At 35.6% G+C, this 23,916-nt stretch carries 17 protein-coding genes and 1 tRNA gene; 5 read left to right on the forward strand and 13 right to left on the reverse strand.

Features of this window, described 5'->3' with window-relative positions:
• Window positions 1–33 precede the first annotated feature (33 nt).
• From ACICP9_RS04460 to ACICP9_RS04480, 5 genes are all read right to left on the reverse strand, one after another.
• Window positions 34–3,405, reverse strand: coding sequence for a hypothetical protein (locus tag ACICP9_RS04460; protein WP_395497133.1), 3,372 nt, complete (start codon window positions 3,403–3,405; stop codon window positions 34–36).
• 187 nt (window positions 3,406–3,592) lie between these two features.
• Window positions 3,593–5,251 carry an ATP-binding protein gene (locus ACICP9_RS04465; RefSeq protein WP_395497134.1) on the reverse strand — a complete coding sequence of 553 codons (1,659 nt, stop codon included), beginning with the start codon at window positions 5,249–5,251 and terminating at the stop codon, window positions 3,593–3,595.
• Between the two features lie 102 nt (window positions 5,252–5,353).
• Window positions 5,354–7,177 (reverse strand): amino acid adenylation domain-containing protein, encoded by a 1,824-nt coding sequence (locus ACICP9_RS04470; RefSeq protein ID WP_395497136.1) that lies wholly within the window; start codon window positions 7,175–7,177, stop codon window positions 5,354–5,356.
• Between the two features lie 35 nt (window positions 7,178–7,212).
• Window positions 7,213–8,085 carry a GNAT family N-acetyltransferase gene (locus ACICP9_RS04475; RefSeq protein WP_395497138.1) on the reverse strand — a complete coding sequence of 291 codons (873 nt, stop codon included), beginning with the start codon at window positions 8,083–8,085 and terminating at the stop codon, window positions 7,213–7,215.
• 1,076 nt (window positions 8,086–9,161) lie between these two features.
• On the reverse strand, window positions 9,162–10,661 hold the full coding sequence (locus ACICP9_RS04480) for an RAP domain-containing protein (protein ID WP_395497140.1): 1,500 nt from the start codon (window positions 10,659–10,661) through the stop codon (window positions 9,162–9,164).
• A gap of 167 nt (window positions 10,662–10,828) precedes the next feature.
• Here ACICP9_RS04480 and ACICP9_RS04485 point away from each other — a divergent pair, with 167 nt between their 5' ends.
• The 4 genes from ACICP9_RS04485 (at window position 10,829) to ACICP9_RS04500 (ending at window position 15,531) form a co-directional block, all read left to right on the forward strand.
• Window positions 10,829–11,383 (forward strand): ATP-binding protein, encoded by a 555-nt coding sequence (locus tag ACICP9_RS04485; RefSeq protein ID WP_395497142.1) that lies wholly within the window; start codon window positions 10,829–10,831, stop codon window positions 11,381–11,383.
• 58 nt (window positions 11,384–11,441) lie between these two features.
• Window positions 11,442–11,663, forward strand: coding sequence for a hypothetical protein (locus ACICP9_RS04490; protein ID WP_395498923.1), 222 nt, complete (start codon window positions 11,442–11,444; stop codon window positions 11,661–11,663).
• Window positions 11,664–11,778: 115 nt separating this feature from the next.
• Window positions 11,779–14,022, forward strand: coding sequence for a hypothetical protein (locus tag ACICP9_RS04495; protein ID WP_395497144.1), 2,244 nt, complete (start codon window positions 11,779–11,781; stop codon window positions 14,020–14,022).
• 24 nt (window positions 14,023–14,046) lie between these two features.
• The gene (locus tag ACICP9_RS04500; protein WP_395497146.1) at window positions 14,047–15,531 is read left to right on the forward strand and encodes a hypothetical protein; all 1,485 of its coding nucleotides are present in this window, start codon (window positions 14,047–14,049) and stop codon (window positions 15,529–15,531) included.
• 34 nt (window positions 15,532–15,565) lie between these two features.
• Here ACICP9_RS04500 and ACICP9_RS04505 read toward each other — a convergent pair whose 3' ends face one another.
• The 8 genes from ACICP9_RS04505 to serS form a co-directional block, all read right to left on the reverse strand.
• Entirely contained in the window at window positions 15,566–15,715 is a 150-nt protein-coding gene (locus ACICP9_RS04505; RefSeq protein WP_171910815.1) for a hypothetical protein, read from the reverse strand.
• 15 nt (window positions 15,716–15,730) lie between these two features.
• Window positions 15,731–16,885: a hypothetical protein gene (locus ACICP9_RS04510; RefSeq protein WP_395497148.1), complete on the reverse strand. Its 1,155-nt coding sequence runs from the start codon at window positions 16,883–16,885 to the stop codon at window positions 15,731–15,733.
• 15 nt (window positions 16,886–16,900) lie between these two features.
• Window positions 16,901–17,206 carry a hypothetical protein gene (locus ACICP9_RS04515; protein WP_395497150.1) on the reverse strand — a complete coding sequence of 102 codons (306 nt, stop codon included), beginning with the start codon at window positions 17,204–17,206 and terminating at the stop codon, window positions 16,901–16,903.
• A 2-nt stretch (window positions 17,207–17,208) separates the two neighbouring features.
• Window positions 17,209–18,024, reverse strand: a complete 816-nt coding sequence (locus ACICP9_RS04520) for a phage tail protein (protein ID WP_395497152.1) — start codon at window positions 18,022–18,024, stop codon at window positions 17,209–17,211.
• Between the two features lie 30 nt (window positions 18,025–18,054).
• Window positions 18,055–18,130 (reverse strand) — tRNA-Lys (locus ACICP9_RS04525).
• Window positions 18,131–18,287: 157 nt separating this feature from the next.
• A complete protein-coding gene (locus ACICP9_RS04530; RefSeq protein ID WP_395497154.1) occupies window positions 18,288–19,541 on the reverse strand; it encodes an NRAMP family divalent metal transporter in 1,254 nt (417 codons plus the stop codon).
• A 123-nt stretch (window positions 19,542–19,664) separates the two neighbouring features.
• Entirely contained in the window at window positions 19,665–21,641 is a 1,977-nt protein-coding gene (locus ACICP9_RS04535) for an OPT family oligopeptide transporter (RefSeq protein ID WP_395497156.1), read from the reverse strand.
• A gap of 11 nt (window positions 21,642–21,652) precedes the next feature.
• Window positions 21,653–22,927: a serine--tRNA ligase gene (serS, locus tag ACICP9_RS04540; protein ID WP_395497158.1), complete on the reverse strand. Its 1,275-nt coding sequence runs from the start codon at window positions 22,925–22,927 to the stop codon at window positions 21,653–21,655.
• 48 nt (window positions 22,928–22,975) lie between these two features.
• Here serS and folD point away from each other — a divergent pair, with 48 nt between their 5' ends.
• Window positions 22,976–23,833, forward strand: coding sequence for a bifunctional methylenetetrahydrofolate dehydrogenase/methenyltetrahydrofolate cyclohydrolase FolD (folD, locus tag ACICP9_RS04545; RefSeq protein ID WP_395497160.1), 858 nt, complete (start codon window positions 22,976–22,978; stop codon window positions 23,831–23,833).
• Window positions 23,834–23,916: the final 83 nt, after the last annotated feature.

Below are 23,916 nucleotides of genomic sequence, written 5' to 3' on the forward strand. Positions count from 1 at the left end.
TTTTTTTTTAATTTTTTAAATTAAAACGCTCATCTAAAGAGAAGAACGTCTTAGATTAGGATGAACACTGTTTTCCTCAGACTCTGACCTACCTATGCTGGGCGCTGGACGAAAGAATCGATAGGTTGATCGACTTACACGATAAGCGCCATAAAATAAAACAAGGGCACATAAGATGCCGCCCGCACACAATAAGCTCATTAAAAAAGGACTTCCCAACACCAAAGCCTTAGACCGTATCGATTGAGTTTGATTAGATAACGATCCTTGCGCTTGTTCTAAAGGAGTCACGAGTTTACTGTTAGCTGGTAATAGCTGACAGGTTCGCCAATCCAATTGCGTCATATGATTCGGCTCAAGAAAATGAACATCCGGTAACGATGCCGCCACACGACAAAAACCTCTTAGTGTTGAACTATCCGTATCGGTATTAACAATACCGAGCTGATTTAAGTCGGTATTCCGTTTCATAGGATAAAATACACGTTTTTCTTGACGCGATAAGTGAGGTGCATTGAGATCTTGACGATGGCAATGGAGTTGAACGAGTGCTTCAGAAAAATGTTTTAATGAGCCTGTTTCAAGTTTATTATCACTCAAACTAAGCTGCTGCAAAGAAGATTGATTTAATAAGGGGGCTAATTCATTAAAGAAATTTCTATCTAATCGATTACTACTTAAATCAAGAACCGTCAGATTGGTTTTAGTTAAGCCTTGTGCTAAAAGAGGCGCACTCTCATACGAATTACTAATCTGATTATTATTAAAATGCAATTGACGCAAAGAAGTGTTCGGCAGCACCTCTAACCAATTGAGTAATGTTTGATTCGTAATTTTATTTTTGTTTAAATTTAATGACTGTAATAACAAGGTATCATTAGAAAAAACCTGAGTTAATTCAGCAATAGCTTTATCATCCAAGTCGCAATCCTCGCAAACCAAACTTAACAAATGGGAATTTGGTAGTACTCTGATGATATTTTTAAATCCTTCTCTTAAATAATTCTTTGAAAGATCCAAATGCTCTAAAGAAGTCATTGGTAATTCCTGAGCAATAAGCAGGCTCGCTTCTTCATCAAGATCATTGTTATTAACTATGAGCGTCTTTAAATTCTGTTGGCTTACACTTAAGATAAATTGTATCGCTTTGCTATTCAGTGAATTATCTGAAACATCTAAAAATTCTAAATTTTCTAAGCAATTTTGCAAGGCACTAAGATGCTCGTCCGCTAAACCGGTATGACTTAAGCGCAGTCTACTTAAAGAGGAATTTCCTTCTAAGGCATCACTAAACAATCTCAACCCATTAGCGGAAAGTAATTGAGAAGATAAATCTAAGCTTTGAAGAAAACTTTGCTGAATTCCTAGACCCAGTTTTTGTAAACCTAAATCAGAAAATAAATTATGCGCAACATTCAATACTCGCAGTGAACTATTAGGCAATACTTGGCTGATCTGTGTTATACCACTATCTCCTATCTGGTTCTTTGCTAAGTGCAAATCGCTTAAGTTAAATCCACTGTTAGCAATTAATTCACTTAAATAACTCACACTGATATCTGTCATATTGGCATCCATCAAGTAAAGTGCACTCAATGGCTGATAAGCGAATGACTCCAGCAAGAGCGAAAACGATTCCTGGGTTAAGCGTTGATGACTTATATCAAACTGTGTCACATTGATCTGCGTCAATAACTGCGTTAATGCGTGTATGTGTTGCACAGTGGGGGTTGGATTCTCATTATTATCCTCCGTCACGATCCCTGAGGCATTAAATAATTCCAGTGGAACGCTCAGCATAGGCTCTAAGGCAAGCAGAAATTTCTCCCACTCAGAAACGGGCCAATTTGACCAATCCTGTTGTGAAAGATCGACACGATTAATTCCAGGCACCGATGGTAGCTGACTCAGATAATATCCCATTTCTCTAGGGGCCATCTTTCGCTGTAATAAGCCTTCTAAACACGTTTGAGCCGTCAAACTATTTTGATAGTTTACAAATGGCCAATCACAAGCCACACATTCATAACGTTCACTTTGAATAAGGAATTTGAAATAACTCCCCTTATTTTCACAAACTGATTTATCATGAAAATAATAAGCGATATCAATCAGTTTTTTTACAATTAATTCAAGATAACGACTGACAGAATAAAATGTAACAGCCGAAATTAATAAAGAGGGGATCCAAAATAATTGGGTTGTTGCGCGTGTATCGTCGCCTAAGGTCCAACGAAAATAACGTGCCATACCTCGTCGTTGACGATCTTCTAAAAGAGCACCACCCTCCATTTCTTCGAATGATATCGGTTGAGCGCAAGCTGCTTCAAGTTCGGCCAAGGTTTGGCGAGTACTCGCTTCGTTTATCGGTTCTTTTCTCAGTTTAGCTAAAATAGTTTCTCTTAACTGTGCTAAACCTGCTTTATGAACGGAATCTTCAATAAACCGATCCAAGTTTTCTGAGTGGAAACTGGCCGCTACTTGGGCGAGTAGTTGCATCGCTCGATAACGTATAAGAAAATAATTAGATTCCGTAAGCTCAATCAAATTATTAACTAAAGCGGCTTTTAGATGCAATGAGATTAATAAACTTTGATCATTATCCTTTCTACCATCCCACAACAGTATGAATTTAACCTGATTCAATGTTCTACTCAAGCGGCTCATTGGAAGCAATGATAGGCAGGCATCTTTAAAAGTAAGTGATTCTTTATCCAGGTTAATTAAAGCAGCTTCTATGCTACGAATGGCATCTTGTGTTTCAAGAATGCGCAGTTGTTTGTTACGTAAGAAAACGGAACTTAAACCCAACATAGATGGAATCAAGATCGCTCCTAACCAAGTCCAGTAGGCTGCTTCATGAATCACATCACTGCCAAAATGATAAGTCCAACTTATTTGATTCTTGGCTGTTCCATCTAAAATATCTGGCAATGAAGTGCTACAACGTTCTTCTGGAAATAAACTATAACTCATCAAATCATGAAGTAATAAGGAAGCCAGCAATATCGCTCCCATCTCCGATAGTATAAAATCTGCTGAATCAATAAAATTTTTTATACGATAAGCCCAGCGAGCCCTGGACCAAGATTCGAGAGGAATGCCTTCACCCGCCAACCAAAATAATCGAGTTGACGTTTTGTCTTCTAATGAATCACTAATGACTTCAGACTTATGTTTTATCCCCCACCAAGCTAAGCGAGTGATAAGATGAGCAGAGTGCCAACCTCGCACTAAATAAGATAGAAAAGATTTTTTTTGAATGCTTATTAAATCACTTCTTGACTCAAGGGGTTCATCTTCTTGTGATAATTCTTGAAACCCATCATTTTGTTCATCAAGATCCTCAGAAAAAATAAACGGTTCTTGATCTTCATGGGATTGCAAAAACGACCTTGTTATCATTTTTTTCCTTTTTATTTTTTTGAATGTAGCTATTTGTTAATGTTGTTTAATTTATAATAAAAAATAAATTTAACATTAGCAAGATAAATTATTCTCTCATCAAGAATAAAATTAAATACTATCTATTAGTGATAGATTAGAGATCTTTTCATTTTTTTAAGATCTTTTTAATTTATAATAAAATTTTTTATTTAGTTAAAAATTTTTTGATAGTTTGCATATCTTTTTCGGTAAAAGGTTTTTTAAGCACCTCATCAAAATCAACCTCGTTACATTTATCCTTAATATTTTTTTCTGCATGCGCAGTTAAAGCAAAAATGGGAAGATGATTTTTTTTGTTGACTTGTTCCCATTGACGATAACGCTGCGCGACTTCTGTTCCATCCAGACCAGGCAAACCAATATCGAGTAACGCCCAAATAAAAGATTGGGTCTGCAATGCATGTAACGCGGCTTTTCCTTCTGTCACTGCGATCACTTCATAACCTAATTTAGTCAGTATATTTTTTACGGCATAGAGTACTAAAGCATTATCCTCAGCCACTAGCACCGCTCCTTTGATTTCTAGTCCAAGTGGCTGTCTAGGGTGCTCTATCTCAGAATCACTCTTTTTATCTATCGTTCCATGAAATATAGGAAAAACAAATTCTAAAGAAAAACAACTCCCTTTTCCTTCTTCACTAGAAACCTTTATTTTTCCACCTAATAATTTCGTCGCTTTTTTTACTAAGAATAAACCTATACCATAACCCGCATATTCAGCTTTATAAGAAGGATGAGCGCGATAAAATCGGTCAAATATTTTATCGATTTTATCTTTAGCGATGCCAATGCCTGTATCGGCAATCAGTATTTCTATTTTTGCTTTATCCTTTTTTGTCATTAACGCATTTATTTCTAAACTAATCTTACCTTGTTTAGTAAATTTTACGGCATTGGATAGAATATTAAGGATAATTCTTTTCAACTTAATTCGATCAGTGACCACTATGGGTAAAAGAGAACCCAGATTTATTTGAAACTCTAACCCCTTCGCTACTACGGCAGGTTGCATCAGCGCCTGTAGTTCGTCTGCAAATTGCTGTAAATTAATATTTTCTTTTTTTACACTTTCAATTTGATGCTCAGCGGCAGTGACCTCTATCACTGAGTTGAGTAATTCTAAAAGTTGCTCACCTGCACTTTGGATCCATTCACCATATTGTTGATCTCGAGCACTGCTTGCATCCTCCGCTTGTAAACTGGAAAGACTTATAATTCCTGCTAAAGGTGTGCGTAGATCATGACTCATATTCATAATAAATTCAATTTTCGCTTTACTGGCTGCTTCCGCTTTACCTAGGGCAATCTGGAGAGCCGATTCGGTTTCTTTAAGTTTAGTAATATCTGTTGAAATCCCAACAACGCCTATGATTTCACCCTTTCTATTTCGTAGAGGCGTTTTATTCGACAGATAGTAAAAAATTTTTCCATCTGCTTCGATGGGAGGTTCCTCTTTATCAATGCTTGGAACGCCGGTTTTCATCACTTCTACTTCGGTTGTTCGAAAGGGTTCAAATGCTTGTGTTGGTAAATTAGCTGCTTGCGCCATTTGTTCATAAGTTAAACCGACTAGCTCTGCTCCCGATTTTAAATTGAGTTGTTTAGCTAAATTATCATTGCCTCCACGCAATACACAATTTTTATCTAACCAGTACACATTATTAGGCATAGAGTAAATAATATTAGTAAAATAGTTTATTAAATTATCTATATAATCTTGAACTGAAGCTGTTTCCGAGAATGTATCCCCAGTAATTTGTAAAGTCACTTTCCTTAAATATTCAAGATAATTTTTTTCTGGCATGCTACCTTATCCCCTATGACGAAATATTGATTATTGGTACCTATTTCTACCGACCAAATCCTGTGTAACTAGCATTCTTTTGAAAAACAACTATAAATAGAGTTATTTATTAGCAATTCTTTCTACGAATTTTTTCAGATCGTCCGCCGTATGAATGGCTATGAGGTCATTCTGATCCAATTTCAAGTTACAGTGAAGTTCTATTTCTTTTAAAAATCGAACCTGCAATAAATAATTATTATTTAAGTTGAAGAAATAATGTTCTATCGCTTTTAAATTATAAACATTAAATATACTTTGCAAAATTTTTATTAATTTTTCTTCTACATTTTTTATAATGCTTGATTTTTTCTTACATTCATCCTGAAAATACGTAATGTCATTCTTTTTATCAATTAATTCTGAGCACAATTTTTTCCTATCTAATTTTCCATGCTGAGAAATAGGAAAGGAAGAAACAGGTAAGTAAAAATTTGGAATGCAATAAGAAGGAAGGTTTTCCTTTAAAAAAAACATAAAATCATTTACTCTAAAATGACTATTATAAATAATAAAAGCGATTAAAAATTTCTCTTCTGATTTTAAAATAGGGTGTGTAGTGACTACAATTTTTTGAATGGATGGATAACTATTGATTATGTTTTCTATTTCAAAAAGTCCTATTCTATAACCCATGACTTTGATTTGATCATCTATTCTTCCTGAAAAATATATATTCCCATCCGGAAAAAAATATCCTAAATCGCCAGTTTTATAAAAAATAGTTTTCTCATTGTCTTTCAAAGTCAGTTCAATGAACTTTTCCTTAGTCAAATCAGGTCTGTTCAAATATCCCCGAGAAACGCCATGCCCTCCAATATAAATTTCTCCTTGTACACCAGGAGGACAATATTCAAATTTTTCATTAAGAATTTTAACCATCGAGTTTGGGAAAGGTCGTCCAATCGGTACTGACAACCTGTCATCAAATGCTTCTGCTTGATTGTTTAATTCAAAATAAGCACTATCTATCGTAGTTTCTGTAGTGCCATATGAATTAATTAAACGTGCCTTTGAACTTAAAAAAGATTTAAAGTATTTATATTCTTTCAATGACCAGCTATCAGAGCCACAAATAAGAAGACGCATGAAATGTAAATTTAAGCCTTTTTGATCAAGGTAGGTAATTAGTTTCCTCAAGACCGTTGGTGTAAATTCAGCCACGTTAATCGCATTGCTAATTAATAACTCATAAAGTTTTTCAGGTTGTAATACAATTTCAGGGGGACATATAACTAATTGTGACCCCGATCCCAATGCTCTTATTATATCGCCTGTACAAACATCAAAACCAAAATTAGCTATTTGCAAGTGTCGATCGGTGCAACTTAACTTATAAACCTCTTCCCAAGCATGATAGATACTTGCAATATTACTCTGCGTGACTATAGCGCCCTTCGGATTACCTGTCGATCCCGATGTATAAGCAATATAGGCAATGTCGGTCAGTTCACTATAGTCTAGAAAATCATTCGTTGGAAATGAAGCTATTTTATTTCTATCCTCTTCTAGGAGAATAGAAACTATATGCTTAGCATTAAAAAAAATACTCTCTTCATTTTTTTTATCTATAATAGCAAAGCTTACATTGGAATCATCCAGTATAAAATTAATCCTTGTTAATGGATAACTTGGTTCAATAGGTAAATAGGCGACACCTAATTTCCAAAGCGCAATAATACTGATAATTCTCTCTAAGTAATTATTAGAAATAATGGCCACCATTGTATTTTTTTTCACGCCTTTACTTTTTAAGTAATAAGCAAGCTGGTTAGCGCGTTGAGTTAACTCATGATAAGAATAAACTTGCCCTTCAAAACTTAAAGCTGGATTTTTCGGATTCAATAAACAATTTTTTTTAATAAGAGAAATCAAGGAGAGAAACATACTATTTCAATTTTTTATTTTTTTTACTTCAAAGTTTAACCTATTTCTAAAGTAGTGATAGCATAAACATTGCTATTACTTGGTTTCTCAATTAAGGGTTCTTCGCTTTTATACATTCGTGTCGTTTCAAACGTTTTATAGAAACCCAATTGCGTCGCTAACTTCACAGCCGTTTGATTGTTTTCTGGCACATCGAGTTGCACGATAGCTTGTTTCTCTTGGAGAAAATAAGCAAAAGAAGCATATAATTTCTGCGCTATTTCTTTATCATTTGCAAATAGGGGTGCAATTTTGTAACCCTGCCTACATTTACTTATGACGCCATATCCACAAATTTTTTCGTTTTTTATTGCGGCCAATAAATAAGATTCTGGCATTTCGATCCATTTTCGCAAGAATTTCGCCCGAGGGACTGAAAATATACTCGCATCATAATCGATTAACTCATTAATATCTAAGCTTTCTCTTCCTACTATTTTAATATCCATTTCAGAACGGCTTAATGCAAAATTAGTTTGAATTCTACATTCACCCGTCCATCTTGAATTAATATGAAAAGAGGTAAAACCATATTTTCTTTGATAGCTACTCACTTGTTGTTGAACTGCATTAATAACTATGAGAGAACAGTCTGTCAATTCTTCTAAGGTGGCTTTCGCCAAAATTTGGCCTAAACCCTGCTCTCTAAAATTCGGATCAACGATATAGATTCCTAAATAGGCTAAATCTTTGGAATAGCGAACAGCAGATAAAGAAGCAATTAGTCTGTCATTAAGAAATAATCCTTTATGTCCATTTAGGCTGGCCAAATAAAAAGGCAAATACTCATGTTTTCCAGGGTTCCATCCTTCTTTAACTGCCCAGTTACTTAATATTTCTTTAAATTCAAAAATTTTTAACGATCGCATAGAAAAATTTGATTTTGTTAAAACTATATTTTTAGATATTTCAGAAAAAAATCTTCGATCAGATTTTATATTAGCAAATGAAAAACGATTAACTAGTTTAAATAATGAAAGCATAATACTGAATTATTACCTTAAGCCTATTGGGATCAGCAATACTATCATTAAATTATTGTAGAATTTTATAAATTTAATTTTTAAGCTTAATAACTACACGGTGGTTTGTTTTTTTCGAGGTGAAATTTAAGTAACACATCCGCATAATAAGTGCGCGAGACTTTTCGTAGAGAAGCATAATTTAAGGAAGGCAAGTTAGCTAAGTGTTTGATTTGACTGGTGGGCCGTGATGGAATCGAACCATCGACCAATAGATTAAAAGACTGAACTATGACTTAAATAATCATTAATAATCAAACACTTGCGATACTTTGCAAACTTAATAAGCTACTGAAAACTACAGTAGTTTAAGTGTATTAAATTTCAGTCTGGTACAATTCTGGTACACGAAACATTCTTTGAATTAATATGAATATTTTCTATTTAGATGGTGATTTAGAAAAAAAGCGCCATAGAATTAAGCTGTTGATTTATGGAAAATTAGACATTTTCAAGTTGAATTAAAACCAAATCAGATATAGATCTTTAAGATTCTTCTAGCTCAAGTAAGTCTTGCCTAGAAAGACCAGTAATTTTCTTAATAAAACTATGTAAAACAAAAGTAATAAACTCTGGTCATTTCTCATAGCAAGCATTCTTTTGGCAATCTTTAAAGCGCAATTGCGCCGGCCTTCTTCTATGCCGCGCTTAAAATTTTCTTCAAATTGTTGTTGTTCTGTTGTTAGGGTCATAATTGGCTTCCTCGCTGAAGGCCGTCTTCCTCTATGCCTAATCTTTCCATACTAGTTAGGTAGCTCATAAACTCTCATTCTAGCTCTTTTAGAGGTCAGGCTTTTTCTAATTCAACTAAGTTGATTATTTCATTTTCAGGTAAATTGGTAAGATCTTGAATGTATTGAATTGATCTACCTTGAGCTATAAGCTTTTTAGCTATAGTAGTAGCTTTAAGGTATTCACCTTCTTCACGGCCTTGCTGTAGTCATTTGATGTGAAGATTTATGGTATTGATTATCCTCTTTATCGTTTAAAGTTAACGATGTTTTCGGTCTCTTTTTGTTAAATAGCTTTACAAGTTTTCTTTCATCATCGATTGAGGGTATATTTATATCGGATTTTTCATTATTTTTATAGAGAGTAGCTGCTTTGCTTGCGTTTTCTTCAGATAATTGTTTTGTTAAAAGCCCTAACTTTCTTTTAAGATATTTTTTTCGAGCGCTATCTTTTATAAGCTCTTCCCAATCGAAATACGGAATAATAACGACGGACCAGCCTAGTTTTTCGAATAGATGATTATTAAATTGACTTGATAAATTCAATTTTTTTTCTGCATAATGGCTTGGACCGTTGACTTGGATAAGAATTTTTTTTTCTGGGCACGCGATGTCGACGTAGGTAAATTCTAAAAAATATTCTGCTACAAATTTAAATTCTGGGAAAAAAGCCAAAAGATATTGGAATACATCGTTCTGTAATCGAGAAGTTTTAATTTCTTCTGATTCAAATTCATGATGCTTAATTGTTTCTCTAAGTCTACAAGGAATAAGATCAGGTTGATATAAATAAACTTGATAAAACTGTTTCGTTGTTATGGGATTTAATTCTTTTATAATGGATGTTTCATTATTTTTTATTAGTTTTTTGATTATTTCTTCTTTATTAATCCATTGAGCATTTGAACAATTTAAAAATTGAAATTTACACCAATCTAATGTTAAAACAGAAATCTGGTGTATCTGTGTAGTAAAGGTATCCATTTTTTCAGGGATACAACTAATCAAAACATTGATTGCTTTTAAATAACCGAGGCATTTCCAAAGACATAATTCAGGCCATTTACTCAGCGCGTTGAGTATATTTGAAATTTCCTGTGGATTAAAATTACGATTTTTTTGTGGGATGCATTCAACAAGTGCAGTGATCGCATCTGAATAAACGACTTTGTTAATGCACTCAGGCCATTTACTCAGCGCGTTGAGTGTATTTGAAATATCCTGTGCATTAAAATTAGGAGCGGTTTGAGGAATACACTGAACGAGTGCAGCAATCGCATCTGAATAAACGACCTTATTAATGCACTCAGGCCATTTACTCAGCGCGTTGAGTGTATTTGAAATATCCTGTGTATTAAAATTCCGCGTTTGATGCAGAATTTTTTGTAGTAAATGCTTAATAGCTTTTGAATAAGGGGCTTCATGTATTGAAATAGGCCATTTAGAAAAAGCATTTAATAGGATACTGATACCTTTAGGTCTAAAATTATAGTACGGAATTAAATAAACTATTTCTGAAATATTTTTCTTATAAGAAAAAAAATGTTTTTGCGTGATAATTTTACTGAGTCTATTAAGTAAGGTTGTTAAATTAATATTATCAAAGTCATTCTTTTCTTCAGAAAAAAGTTTAAATAAACCGCGAGCATCAATTAATAAAATTTTTTCATTAATTGTGATATTTTTTTTCATAGATTTAACTACAGCATATTTTATGGTTAAATTATCTGTAATACTAACTTAATTATACACAAAAAATCTATTAACTAAATGAATCCTACAAATTATTTTGCTCGCGTTCAAATAAAGATCGCCATGGACCCGCTGTCATTGCTAAAAATTTAAAATTTGAATGGATATTGGATTCTAATTTACCTTTCATTATTAGTGATCGCATTAAGCTAAAAAGAATTTTACTTAATCTTTTGTCAAACGCCATAAAATTTACTAACGAAGGGAAAATTAGTTTAGAGATCAATCTTTTAGCTATTAAAAATAGTCAGGCAAAAATAGAAATGTATATTAGCGATACCGGAATTGGGATCGCTAAGGATGAACTCGATAAAATATTTGATCGTTTTTATCGGGCACATCCCTCTTATCAAGCAGTATATTCAGGTTATGGTATTGGTTTATTTTTAGTCAAGAAAGCGGTAGAGCTTTTAAATGGAATCATAAAAGTGACTAGCCAAGAAGAGAAAGGAAGTTGCTTTACTTTGGTATTTAATTTTCCTTTAGCTGAGAAGCCTATAGAACCATCAGATGAAACATCAGAGCAATCTATGCTTCAGCCAGAAGAAAATAAGGGAATAGAATCTGTACTAGTTGTTGAAGATAATACTTTAGTACTTCATGCAGTAAAAAATATACTTGTTAATTTAGGTTATGAAGTTACTGCAGTTACTGCTTACTGAAGGTAAAGTAGCTTTAAAAATTTTACAAAGTCAATAATTTGCTTGGATATTACTTGATATAGGTTTACCTGATTTAGAAGGAACAGAAGTCGCAAGGCTTTATCGTCAATGGGAGAAAGAACATAATAAACCTCGGCTTCCACTCTTTGTGCTAACCACTCATGCGATAGATAAAATTAAAGAAGAATGCGAACAAGTTGGTTTTGACTATATTCTTAGTAAACCGTTTACTGAAAAAGATGTTCAGATTATGAATCTATTCATGAAAAATAAAAATTAAACATAAATTTATTTTTATCAAAAAAACATAATAACTAATTTGATCTAGTCAAGTTAAAAAATATCGCTTAAACTTACTATTAATAATAGGAAACAACAACAAAAGGAGTTAATTTATGCCGTTCCTCTTTGCATTAGAAAATTTTTCTGAGAAAGGTTTTTTTGAATTAAAAAATTCTGAATTTTCTTCTGAAAATATTCGAGATCTTGAAAAAGCTATCGAACAACTCAAACAGAGTCAATTTAGCACTCCCTTGCGCATTTGCTTAAAAGGCATTCAAATGATTCCCGATGTGCCCCGGAGAAAACATGGTTCAGGGCTAGTCATTCAGCACGTTCCGCGTCGTTGGACGGATAGTTACAGTGATCTTGCTATTAGTCAAATGGGATCTTTCCAGGGTTTTAATTTGCCTATGAATTACGGAGATGCCGAGGAAATAGTTTGGCATCCAGAAGAAGAAAAGACTCCATTAGAAATATTGCAAGAAACCTTGCTTTCTTTATTAACTCAACCCTGGAGAACAATCGAACTCGATCAACTTTTCTTTTGTCCCTATCATCAGGTTGATGCGAAGGCAACTCAGGATTTTTATAATGAATTATTAAAATCATTAAGCAGAAATTCTTCCTTGAAACAATTAAGTATAACTCCTTTCTCGCTTTCTAAATATCGAAACAATTTAATTTCTTTTTTAGCTACTGCGAAATTAGAACATTTGCATCTCGATATTACCGAAGCCGATCCATCGTCTTGGGAAGCATTTTGTCAAGTTTTGGAGCGACATTCTTCGCTTGAATCATTAAATTTAGGTAACAGTGCTCTTGATAGCTTTTCTTATAAGGCCTTGGCTAATCTATTAGATAAGAATTATAAAATTAAAATCACGCTACCAGAACCCACTGATGCAGAGTTACTAAGTGCCTATCAACCTTTAAAAAAGCGTTTATCAAAGCCAGGCTTAGAGCGATTCAAAGAAAAATATTTAACGCAAGATAGGTTATTTCAAATTGCCATTAAATCGTTAGAATTACTGAAAAAACTTAAACTCAATAACTATCAAGCGACACAACAAGCACAATTAGAAAAACAATTTGAGTTTTTATTAAAAGGTCAAGCCGCTTTGGCTTTTACTGATGGAAACTATACTGACGTTCTGCATCGTATTTATCAGGAACATCACCATCTGATTGACGAGGAATCCCCTTATCTTGTTCAATTGCACCTGAATACATTACCCGCCAATAAAACTAAAACGATGGGCTCTATTTTGCTGGAAAAGGCTTTAGAAACTAATAATCAAAGAGCTATACAGACCTTATTAAATGCGAATGCTAATTTGTTTGAATTTCATCCTCATGAGGATGAACCTTTTTTAGTTAAAGTTCTGCAAACTTCAGGAACTATAAAAGAACTTGTGTTAGATCATATTCGGCAACATTCACAATTTGAAGAATCTGATCTGTTTCAACTACAAATTGCAGATGGAAGTAAAACAATCGGTTATGTTTTGCTGGAAAAAGCTTTAAAAACTCAAAATCCGTCAGCGCTAAAAGCTTTACTTAATATCCATGTCAATTTATTTGAATATCCTGACAATAATGAAGAACCCTTTTTAGTTAAAGTCCTGCAAAGTAAAGGAATTTTAAAAAGAATGGTTGTGGAATATATTCAACAGGATCAGCAGATCATGAATCTTGCTATAGAATTTTTTGGTCCTAGTTCTAAATTAAAAAACCTATTTGGAGAATTTAAAGATCACTTAGATAATTATGGCGCCCAACTGGTGAAAAGAGATAATCCTTCTCTTTTAGTATCGATAGCTAAAAAAATATTAATGACTTGGAGACAAATAGTCTACTTTGAAAATCCTTCAGATAAAAGGGGCCAAGAGTGTGCAGAGATGTATCTAAATTTAAATGAATGTCTGCAAGTTTCTGAACAAGAACTCACTCTGTATAATTTTTTTGATAAGATGCATAAGATAATAATCAAAATGAAAGAAAACTCGACGGAGGCTATACGTGGTTTCTTTAACTCATCATTTTTACATGAAAAAAGTTTAAAATTAATCACTAAATTTGAATATGAATTGCTGGATTCTAAAAAATCAGTCTTTGATAAAAGCATAAATCAAATCAAAGAAGCGCGTGAACAAGATAGATTGGTATTTAATGAACAAATTGAAATGATGAAAACAGAGAATGCTGAAATGAGAAAAACGCAAGCACAAATGGAAGCACAGATTCATAAATTAAGTAAGCAAATGGGTGCCCATGGGTTTTTTCCAGAAGCGAAATCTCCGCTTTTTAACTTGCCCAATCAAGCTAACAATGAAGCACAAGGAGCTTTTCAGCCCTAATCATCAAAGGATTTATTAAATGAGATGATAATAACTATGTTAATTGCAGATATTGGTCTGAGACTTTCTTATAAACCCTTTGAATGGATGTCCTGGTGGTGGAGAATAAAATGGGGAGATTTTATTGAAGTTTCCCCTCAGATCAGTGTAAGGTATTCTCTATGGAAACGCGAAGATAGTCATTTGAAAAATCTTAAGCTATGCGGTCTTTCTCCTGCTGAACTACAAAAGGAAATTGCAGCTTATTGGGAAAAGCCTTTTTGGCGCCGTTGGCTATTAAGTTTTTTCACGGATATTGATAACAAGATCGTTATTTTAGCTTATTATAAGCGTTGTTTGTCTTTTAGGATTATTCGTAAGGATTATCCTGTGTTAGAGAAACGTATAATACTTTCTGAACCAGAACAACGACTGATAAACTCACTTATTAATAAAGTAAAACAGGATACCACTGTATTAGAAAACTATTTAGAAAAATACGCAGGAAATACTCAATGGATCGAGAAAAACTTGGATTTATTATTAACAAAATTTGAAAAGAAAAGACAAAAGGTTTTTGCAAAATTATTAAATAAATATTTAAAAGAGCTGTCTAACGGGTATGATCGTAAATCTTTACGAAAAAAATTAGAAGAAGAATATCAAAGGATGGAAAAAATGCTCAAAAATTATATAAAAAATTCATGTCAAGAAAATAGTATTCAACAAGAATCAAGCTTGCCTATTGAAGAAAATTCAAATCAAGAGTTGATGTATGTAGGTCCTGTGACAGTAATGCATAAAAATGAGGAATCTTATGTCGATAGTAATGCCTGTTCGATGGATGCCAATGAATGGCTTGATTTAAATGAATGGCTAACCCTACAACGACAAACCCTAAAAAAAATGCTAAAAGAGGAGCTTCCGTCTTACGACGTAATCCAATCCTTATTAGAAAAAAATTTGAACAGATTACAATTACTTATTGATACGCAGTTGAAAAATCATGAAAATAAAATCAATGAAGTGAGGTATAGGCGAGTTAACTATAAGGATGCTTTAGACCGGTCTGAGTTTTTACAGCATCGATTAACCTATTTTTTTCGACATTGTAGTTTATTATTTCATCCAGATAAATCTCATGGTGATGAGCGTTTAAAGTTAATCCAAACTGAGTTATTTAAAGCGTTTCAATACTTTGCTGAAAACTCGCTTGAAAGACTGAGTAAAGGCTTAACGAAATTAAAGCGATATATTCCTAAATGGAAGTTAAATTTAGATAAACTACTAGAGGAAGCAGAACGCGATAGAAAAGAGTTTAGAGAGTGGATGGATCAAAAATTTTCAGAATTAGAGGCAGAAAATGCCGAAACGAGAAAAAACCAAGCGCGGATGCAAACAGAAATTAATGCTATGGAAACAGAGATTAGTGTCTTAACGAAAAAAATGAATATTCATATGTTTTATTCAGAAGCGAAAGAGCAAGGGCAAACTTGGCAAACTTTAAATTATTCTTCACCTCGACCATGACGGATTCCTATCGAATTGATTATAGATTTTTCAATTATTTTTCTGTATCCAATTGTTCAGCTTGAAAATGTGAACCATGCCAAGAAACCGGTACATTCACTTGTAAAGGCGCCCTCCAGGCACAACTAGCTATCCAGCCGATTAGACTTCCTAAGAATAAGAGTAGTAATATTTTTTTTATCATCTAGATTCCTAATTTTTAACTGTAGTAAATAATTTCATTTCGTTCATTAATAAGATGATGTTCAATCGCTAAAGTCATGGTCTGATAGGCATCGACAGCATGTGATGTCCAATCATGTAATGGATGATCTTTATAAATATTATTTTTCTCATCAAAGATTTTCGAATAATTAGCAAGGCAATTAATTAATCTTTCTGTGTGTTCTTTATTGAATTTTGTACGATAAAGCATTCGTCGCATCAGATTAATCGTATCTATCTTACGCTGAGGTTTAGGAACACAAGATGCCGCCTCACCTAATTCTCTAAAAATATCTTGTGTACTTTTAGTGGTAGCTTTATCTCGATTCTTACCATCATGAGGTAAATAGTGACTGTGTAAGCGCAGATAATGTTGATGACAAAAGCGATATGCTTCATCGATATAGTATTGTATAGGATGGTTATTGGCTTCGAGATAATAAATAATATTCGGGTTATGGTTATGATCAAACTGAACCAAAATAATCGCAGTTGAATCATTAACACCCAGATCATAAAACGCATAAACCAAGGTATTGGGTAAAATAAGTTCAGAGATAATTCGTTTATTTTCTTCGAGATTTTGTATTTCTCTAGAAAAATACAATCGTTCATGCTGTACGGTAATGACCGAGTAATATTCTTGCTGGATTAAAAACTCAGGCATACCGGCTTTACGATCTTCTTCGATCATCTCATCAGTGATATACCGCTGACCTTGTTCGTCTTTTAAACTGTCAACACTATCAATTCGCCAAACCCAAGCCGGATTAGTTTTAATGGACTGTAAATAACGATACGCATGATTCATGCCATTGAAGGTGGTTTGTAAAATAAACCACCCCTGATTTTGCCGAAAGACGGGCATGAGGATGTGCAATACTCTCGGATCAGAAAACGCATATTCAGAAAATACGGCACCCAAAACATTCACACCTCGAAGCTTATCTGGATCAATATCAGAGCCCAGTATACGAATGACTGATCCATTCATGAGTTGTATGGTCATATCTTGCTGATTGAGATGCTTGATACAACGTTTCGGAATCATATCGAGAAAACGTAGACTTTTTCCTTCTTGTTGATCATTTAATAAGACGGCACCTTCCCAGAGCACTAAGCGTGCTCTCACATTCGTGGGATAGATCATTAAATACAATCCAGGCTATGTTAATGCACCTTGAATCAATAAATTCCAAGATTCCATTTCCTTGCCTGCACGACGCGGACGAACTAAAAAGAAACGTTTATATCCTTCTTGAAATAATTTATCTTGAATCTCTTTTTGATAAGGGCGTAAGCTAACCAGCGGTAGCGTGATGGTTTCGTCTTTTCCAAAGTGTAGAGTTAAATTGCCCTGTTCATTACGCCTACAAGTCAATAGATCTTGCAAAGACTTATCCACTTTTAGCTCTAACTCTCTAATTTTTTTACGAACTAACTTTTTAGGGAGTAAACTAACTAATGGCATGCTTAATATTTAATAAAATAATGAAACACTAAACAGGGCTGTATGACATTAAAAGGTTGACTGCTTCCTGTTGCTTGAGTAGTAAACGTTGCTTTACCTCCTGTGACATCCCTACCTGCCGCACCCCCGATAACATAGGGAACACCGGCTTCAAATTGATGGGCATGAGAAACTAATTCATCGATGGTCATGGTATGTACTTCTTCACCCCCTTCATTTCCAACGGCATTACCTAAAACCGATGTCGCTTGACCGCCAGAACCGACAGGAACACGTCTTGCCATATTGGGAATATTAAATGTGCTGCTTCCATCGCCCGAACCAAACTGTGTACCAATACAATGAAAGAGATCAGCATACTCCATTCGATTAATGGCTTGTCCATCACAGAGTAAAAAACCAGGCCGTTCAGTTTCTTGACGTCCTGTGATTAAGAGATCCCCCGTTTGGTAAACGCTATGGGTTAATAAATCTTTTAATAGATTTCCGACGGTAGTTTTAATATTATTATGAATGAATCCGACACAATCAGCGCCACCATTATTTTTATCGCTGGCTTGTAAATTATTTAAGAATTTTTGTAAAGTTTCTCCCTGTTTATTCAAAACATTGTAATAACCTAGCAGATGGGTTCCATCACCGCCATGCGATGCTTGGCTGCTGAGTTCAGAACGCAAAGTACTGGTATCGGTCTTTTCTATTTGAGCCGCAATAATACGTCCACCCTGACTGACCCAGACTTGATTGTCTTGGGTGGTGAGAACAGGTAATTGATTGGTTAGGTTATTAGGTAAATAACTATTGATAATGTATTGCAAACAATTTCTTAATAACCGCGTAGATTTGACTGGTGGGCCGTGATGGAATCGAACCATCGACCAATAGATTAAAAGTCTACTGCTCTACCAACTGAGCTAACGGCCCCATGAAAACGGAAGCCGAGATTGTAGACAATTTGGTAGTGAATAGCAATCCTAATACACATTTTTTTTCGATTAGTGCAATCATTGCTTAACCCAGCCCTTCAATCTATTGATTTTTACTCTTAGATAATTCGGTAACCATTTAATTTTCTGAAGGTCTATAAAATTCCTGAAATTCCCCCAAACAAACCAAACGAAGAAGTCACTAATAAAATCACGCCCACTAATAAAGCATAAGCAGGTTTTAAACGAAACGCTTTAGGTAAAGTACGCAACGCTAAAAGATACAGAAAGCCCAAGACAATGGGTAATAATAAGGCGTTCATTACTTCGACACCCACACTTAGATTCACTAAATTCACACTGCCGGAAGCTACCAGTATGCCACCTAGAATTAAAATTAAGGTATAAACTCCGTAAAACCAGGGTGCTTCTTTAGGATGATGCTCTAAAGACCGACGAAACCCCATCACTTCACCTAAACCCCAAGCCGCGGTTAGAGAAACTACAATACTCGCAACCAGTGCCGCACCCGTCATACCGAGAGCAAATAAAACTCGACCCGTTGTAAAACCTAAGCTGGGCGTAATCGCCTGACTAATTTGTTGGACGGTATTAAGCGGCGCTAATGGATTTATTTTTCCGATAGTGGCTGCAGTAGCAATCAATAACGCGGCCATAATTAATTGCGTAATGATCGCCCCTATCGCTGTATCCCAGCGTGCTATTCGTAAATGACTGGCATTAAGTCCCTTATCTAATACCGCTGATTGCTGATAAAAAATCATCCAGGGCATAATTACAGCACCAATATTTCCGGCCAGTAAATAGAGGTAAGATTTATTCTGCCAGGGAATATGCGTAAAGCCGCTCAGTATTTCATGCCCTACCGGCCTAGCATCCCAAGCAACCCATAAGAAAACCAATTCGAATAATCCTAATAGAATAGCGATCCGTTCAACCGAACGATAAGAACCAGTCCAAGCGACTAAGGTCAAAAAAGCCACCACTAAGGATAAGGTTTCCCAGGCCGGAATATTAAAGAGTGCTCCCACGCCTGCCAAACCACTAAACTCACTGAGTATGGCGCCAATACACGAAATCACTAAGGTTGATACTGACAACCATGCCCACGTTTTACCAAAATAATGTTTAATTAACTCGCCATGACCCATCCCTGTGGCAATACCTAACCGTATCGTTAATTCCTGGGCGATATATAGGATAGGCATTAAAATAAACTGTAATGCTAATAATCTATAGCCCCAAACAGCACCACTTTGAGCGGCGGTAATTAAACTACCGGCATCGGTATCAGCCAACATGACCACTAAACCTGGCCCTAATAGACTCAGCCAAAATAAGGGTTTTTTTAGAGGTCGTTGCTTACTTAAAACAGTTGAAACAGACATACTTATCAGTCATTTTTGTAATTATTCTGGCTCAGAGTTTATCAACTATTATAGAGGAGTTCAATAGTAATGATAATCATTATCAATTATACAGACTGCGATTCGGCCTACTGAGGCAAGCCTTTACGTTAGGGATGAGGGGGGTTTTTTCAAAATAGTCCGATAGAAACAGACGGCTAAACCCAACACACTTAAAAACCCAAACCCGCTGGCAAGTGCTTGCCAACTTATAGGTAAAACAGCAAATAGGCGCGGATTTCCTGTAATAGATAAAGGAATAGCAAGAAATACATCCATTAAAGCGGCGCCCGCTACTAAACCACAACTTAACAAAATGGCATTGTGCTGTTGAAAATCCGATGGTGCTGTTTGGCGATTGATTTTTTTCTGTAAAAAAAACTTAATCCCATAAGCAAACAAACTTCCTATAAACAAGGGCGTAGAAGAGCTTAAGGGTAAATAAATTCCCATGCCGACACCCAACAAAGAAAGATTAATTTTTCCTACTGTGTTCACTATGATTAATACCAGCATGATAGCCCCACCCATCGCTAACATGTTCCAAGGTAGATCATGATTAAATACACCTTGCGTTAAACCGGCCATCATGGCAGCAGGTGGCGCCGGTAAAGTTTGTTGGGGATCCATATTCGCATGAGGTAATACGGTGGTTAATCCATAAACATTAAAAAGCAACTGCATCACGTAGGGAATAACTAAAGATGCGATGACAACACCGAGTATCAACATAAGCTGTTGCCGCCAAGGTGTCGCACCAATTAAATGCCCTACTTTTAAATCTTGAATATTATCGTTCGCTATGCACGCTGCACCCGCTACGACGGCACCAATAATGATCGTTATCGCCGCTGCATTGAGTAGTTGTGGACTTAGCAAGTCTTGCCCTTTAAAAAACAGCACACCACGTAAAATTAATGCCATGAATAGCAAGCCTGAAATGACAATAGCAGAACCAGGACTCGCTGTTACACCCACCAAACCGGAAAAATAACCGCAAAGCGCTGCAAATACAAAACCTATCACAAGCACATAAAGCACCGCAACGACAAGAAATAATTGCGGAAACGTAAACAGTAAACTTTGAATAGGTAATAGATAATTGAATAAGAAATAAATACTGAAAATAACTAAAACTAAACTCGAAAGTAAATAATTCAGCGGGATATCTTGCTCGGTAGGTGATAGCTGATTTTTTAATGGATGAAATAGACCTCGTAGTAATAAACGCAAGCTGAGATAAAAAGGACGTAATAAATTTAATAACGTCCAGAATCCGGCTGCTAACATTGCACCCAAACCAATATAATGTATGTCACTAGAATAAACAGCTAAGCTTTTTGCTAAAATAAAAGTGTTACCTACTGGCATCAAATAACTTAGTAAGGGTAAACTAATCCCCCAAGCAATAAACGCGCCTAACAACAAGCTAAGTCCTACATTCCAACCAATTAAATAACCGACGCCGATTAACGCCGGTGCGAAACCTAAGCCAAAACCGATAATTTTCGATTGTCCGAATACCACCCATTTTTCAGTGGACGCGGCAATAATTTTTAAACCTGTTTGTGCAAATTCCAAACCCGCTCCCAAACTAGTGCCAACTAACATTTTATTAATAGGAAAACTTTGTTTTTGACTTAACTTTAAAACTTCGGATATGGCACGCGCTTCTGGAAAATAAAGTTGTGGCGTATTGATTAAAATTTTACGTAACGGAATCGAAAATAAAATACCTAATAATCCTCCTAAACAAGCAATTGCAAAATTTGCAAAATAAGGAAAATGATTCCAATAACCGATAATGATCAGCGCGGGAATCGTAAATACGATACCTCCTGCAACCGCTTCCCCCGCTGAGGCAGCGGTTTGAATCAAATTCGCTTCAAAAATATTTCCATTGTGAAATAAACGCAGGATTGCCATCGCTAATATGGCGGCAGGAATAGATGCTGAAGGTAAGATACCTACTTTTAAAGCTAAGTAAGTACTTGATGCCGCCAACAATAGGGCTAAAAAGATTCCTAAGACAACCACTCTTAAAGTAATAATCCCGGTCTGCGATCTGTTGTCATCTTGCATAACGATATAATTTAAATGAAATCCGCTTGAATATAATCTTTTAGGACACTTGGAATACGTATTTTTCCCTCTTTAGTTTGATAGTTTTCCATCAATGCCACTAAGGTACGACCCACTGCTAAACCTGAACCATTAAGGGTATGTATCAATTCAATTTTACCGGTTTCCGGATTACGCCAACGAGCCGCTAAACGCCGTGCTTGAAACGATTCAAAATTACTACACGATGAAATTTCACGATAAGTATTTTGACTAGGCAACCATACTTCGAGGTCATAAGTTTTTGCCGAACTAAAACCCAAATCGCCGGTACACAAAGCAACCACACGGTAAGGTAATTCTAATTTTTGTAGTATCGTCTCGGCTTCCTGGGTTAATTCTTCTAAAGCTTGATAGGAATTTTTGGGTTCTACAAAACGAATCAATTCTACCTTTTCAAATTGATGTTGACGGATCATCCCACGGGTATCTTTACCATAAGAGCCCGCTTCGCTACGAAAACACGGCGTATGAGCAACGTATTTTTTAGGGAGATCCGTCGCCGTGTAAATAGTATCGCGAGCGAGATTGGTCACGGATACTTCAGCGGTAGGAATGAGATAAAAACCTTGCTCACCTTTTAAACTAAATAATTCATCCACCAAATTAGGTAATTGGCCTGTACCGAGTAGACTTTCGCTATTGGCAATATACGGCACATAGACTTCTTGATAAGCATGTTGTTTAGTATGCACCTCTAACATAAATTGAATCAACGCCCGTTGTAACTTCGCCAGCTTGCCAATCAACACGACGAATCGGGATCCGGCAATTTTGCTTGCACTGGAAAAATCCATCAAGCCGTTTACTTCACCTAATGCCACATGATCTTTTACAGAAAAATCAAAATGAGGTACTTTTCCCCAATGACGCAACACTTTATTCTGAGATTCATTCTGTCCAACAGGTACTGATTCGTGCGGTACGTTGGGAATAGTTAAATAAATAGCTGATAATTCCTCGAGTACCTCCTTGAGTTGACCTTCACACACTTCACGTTGTTTTTTTATGCCTGCAACTTCTTCGAGTAAGGCCGTGATTGATTCTCCTTTGGACTTTGCTAAGCCTATCGCTTTTGCGCTGCGATTACTCTTGTTCTGCAAAGTTTCTGTTTCAGATTGTAGCTCTTTGCGACGTGATTCTAAACGCGATACCAAACGTGTATCGAGTTGATAGCCACGATTAGCTAGTTGTTTAGAAATTTCTTCAATTTGAATATCGTTACGTAAATACTTGGGATCTAACATATAATGCCTAGATTGCTCTTTTTTAAAACGGTAAGCTAAAAAGTAATTATGACTGCAATTATCATTGATGGCAAAGCGATTGCTCAACAAACACGCCTCGCTCTCAAACGTCGACTGAACCAACGGCGCAAACAAAACCTTATCACACCTGGTTTAGCGGTCGTTTTGGTCGGTGAAGACGCGGCTTCGAAAATTTATGTCCGTAACAAACGAGATGCTTGTCGAGATATAGGTATCCACTCGATGGCCTATGATTTAGTCCAGCACACCACTGAACTCGAATTGCTTCATTTAATTACAACCTTGAATGCTGATCAGAAAGTGCACGGTATACTCATTCAACTGCCTCTTCCTGCTTCTATTAATACCGGGCGTATTCTTGATAGTATCGATCCGAAAAAAGATGTGGATGGTTTTCATCCAACCAACTTAGGTCTTTTAGCACAAGGCCGCCCTTTTTTACGGCCTTGTACTCCTTATGGCGTAATGCGTTTATTGGCTTATGAAAAAATTCAACTAAAAGGTTTAAATGCTGTTATTGTCGGCACTTCAAATATCGTAGGTAAACCCTTGGCCTTAGAGCTCTTAAATGCAGGTTGTACCATCACACTATGTCACAGTGCCACTCGTAATTTACACACTCATATCCGACAAGCCGATGTGTTAGTTAGTGCTATAGGTAAAGCAGGCATTATTCAAAGCCCTTGGATCAAACCCGGTGCTATTGTGATTGATATCGGAATCACACGCACACCCAGTGGAAAACTGCATGGGGATATCGAATTTTCCAGTGCTAAAGAAATTGCGGGTTATATTACTCCTGTACCGGGCGGCGTGGGCCCTATGACGGTGGCTATGTTATTAGAAAATACTTTATTTGCTGCTGAGTGTCAGGATATCGAGTAATCATTAACTATCAAATTGGTTATGGGATAAAGTTTATAGGATCAAAAAATATTCTGTAACAAAAAAGCTTTTTTATCATTAAA

It is taken from the genome of Rickettsiella endosymbiont of Litargus connexus (genome assembly GCF_964277335.1).
GTDB lineage: Bacteria > Pseudomonadota > Gammaproteobacteria > Diplorickettsiales > Diplorickettsiaceae > Aquirickettsiella > Aquirickettsiella isopodorum.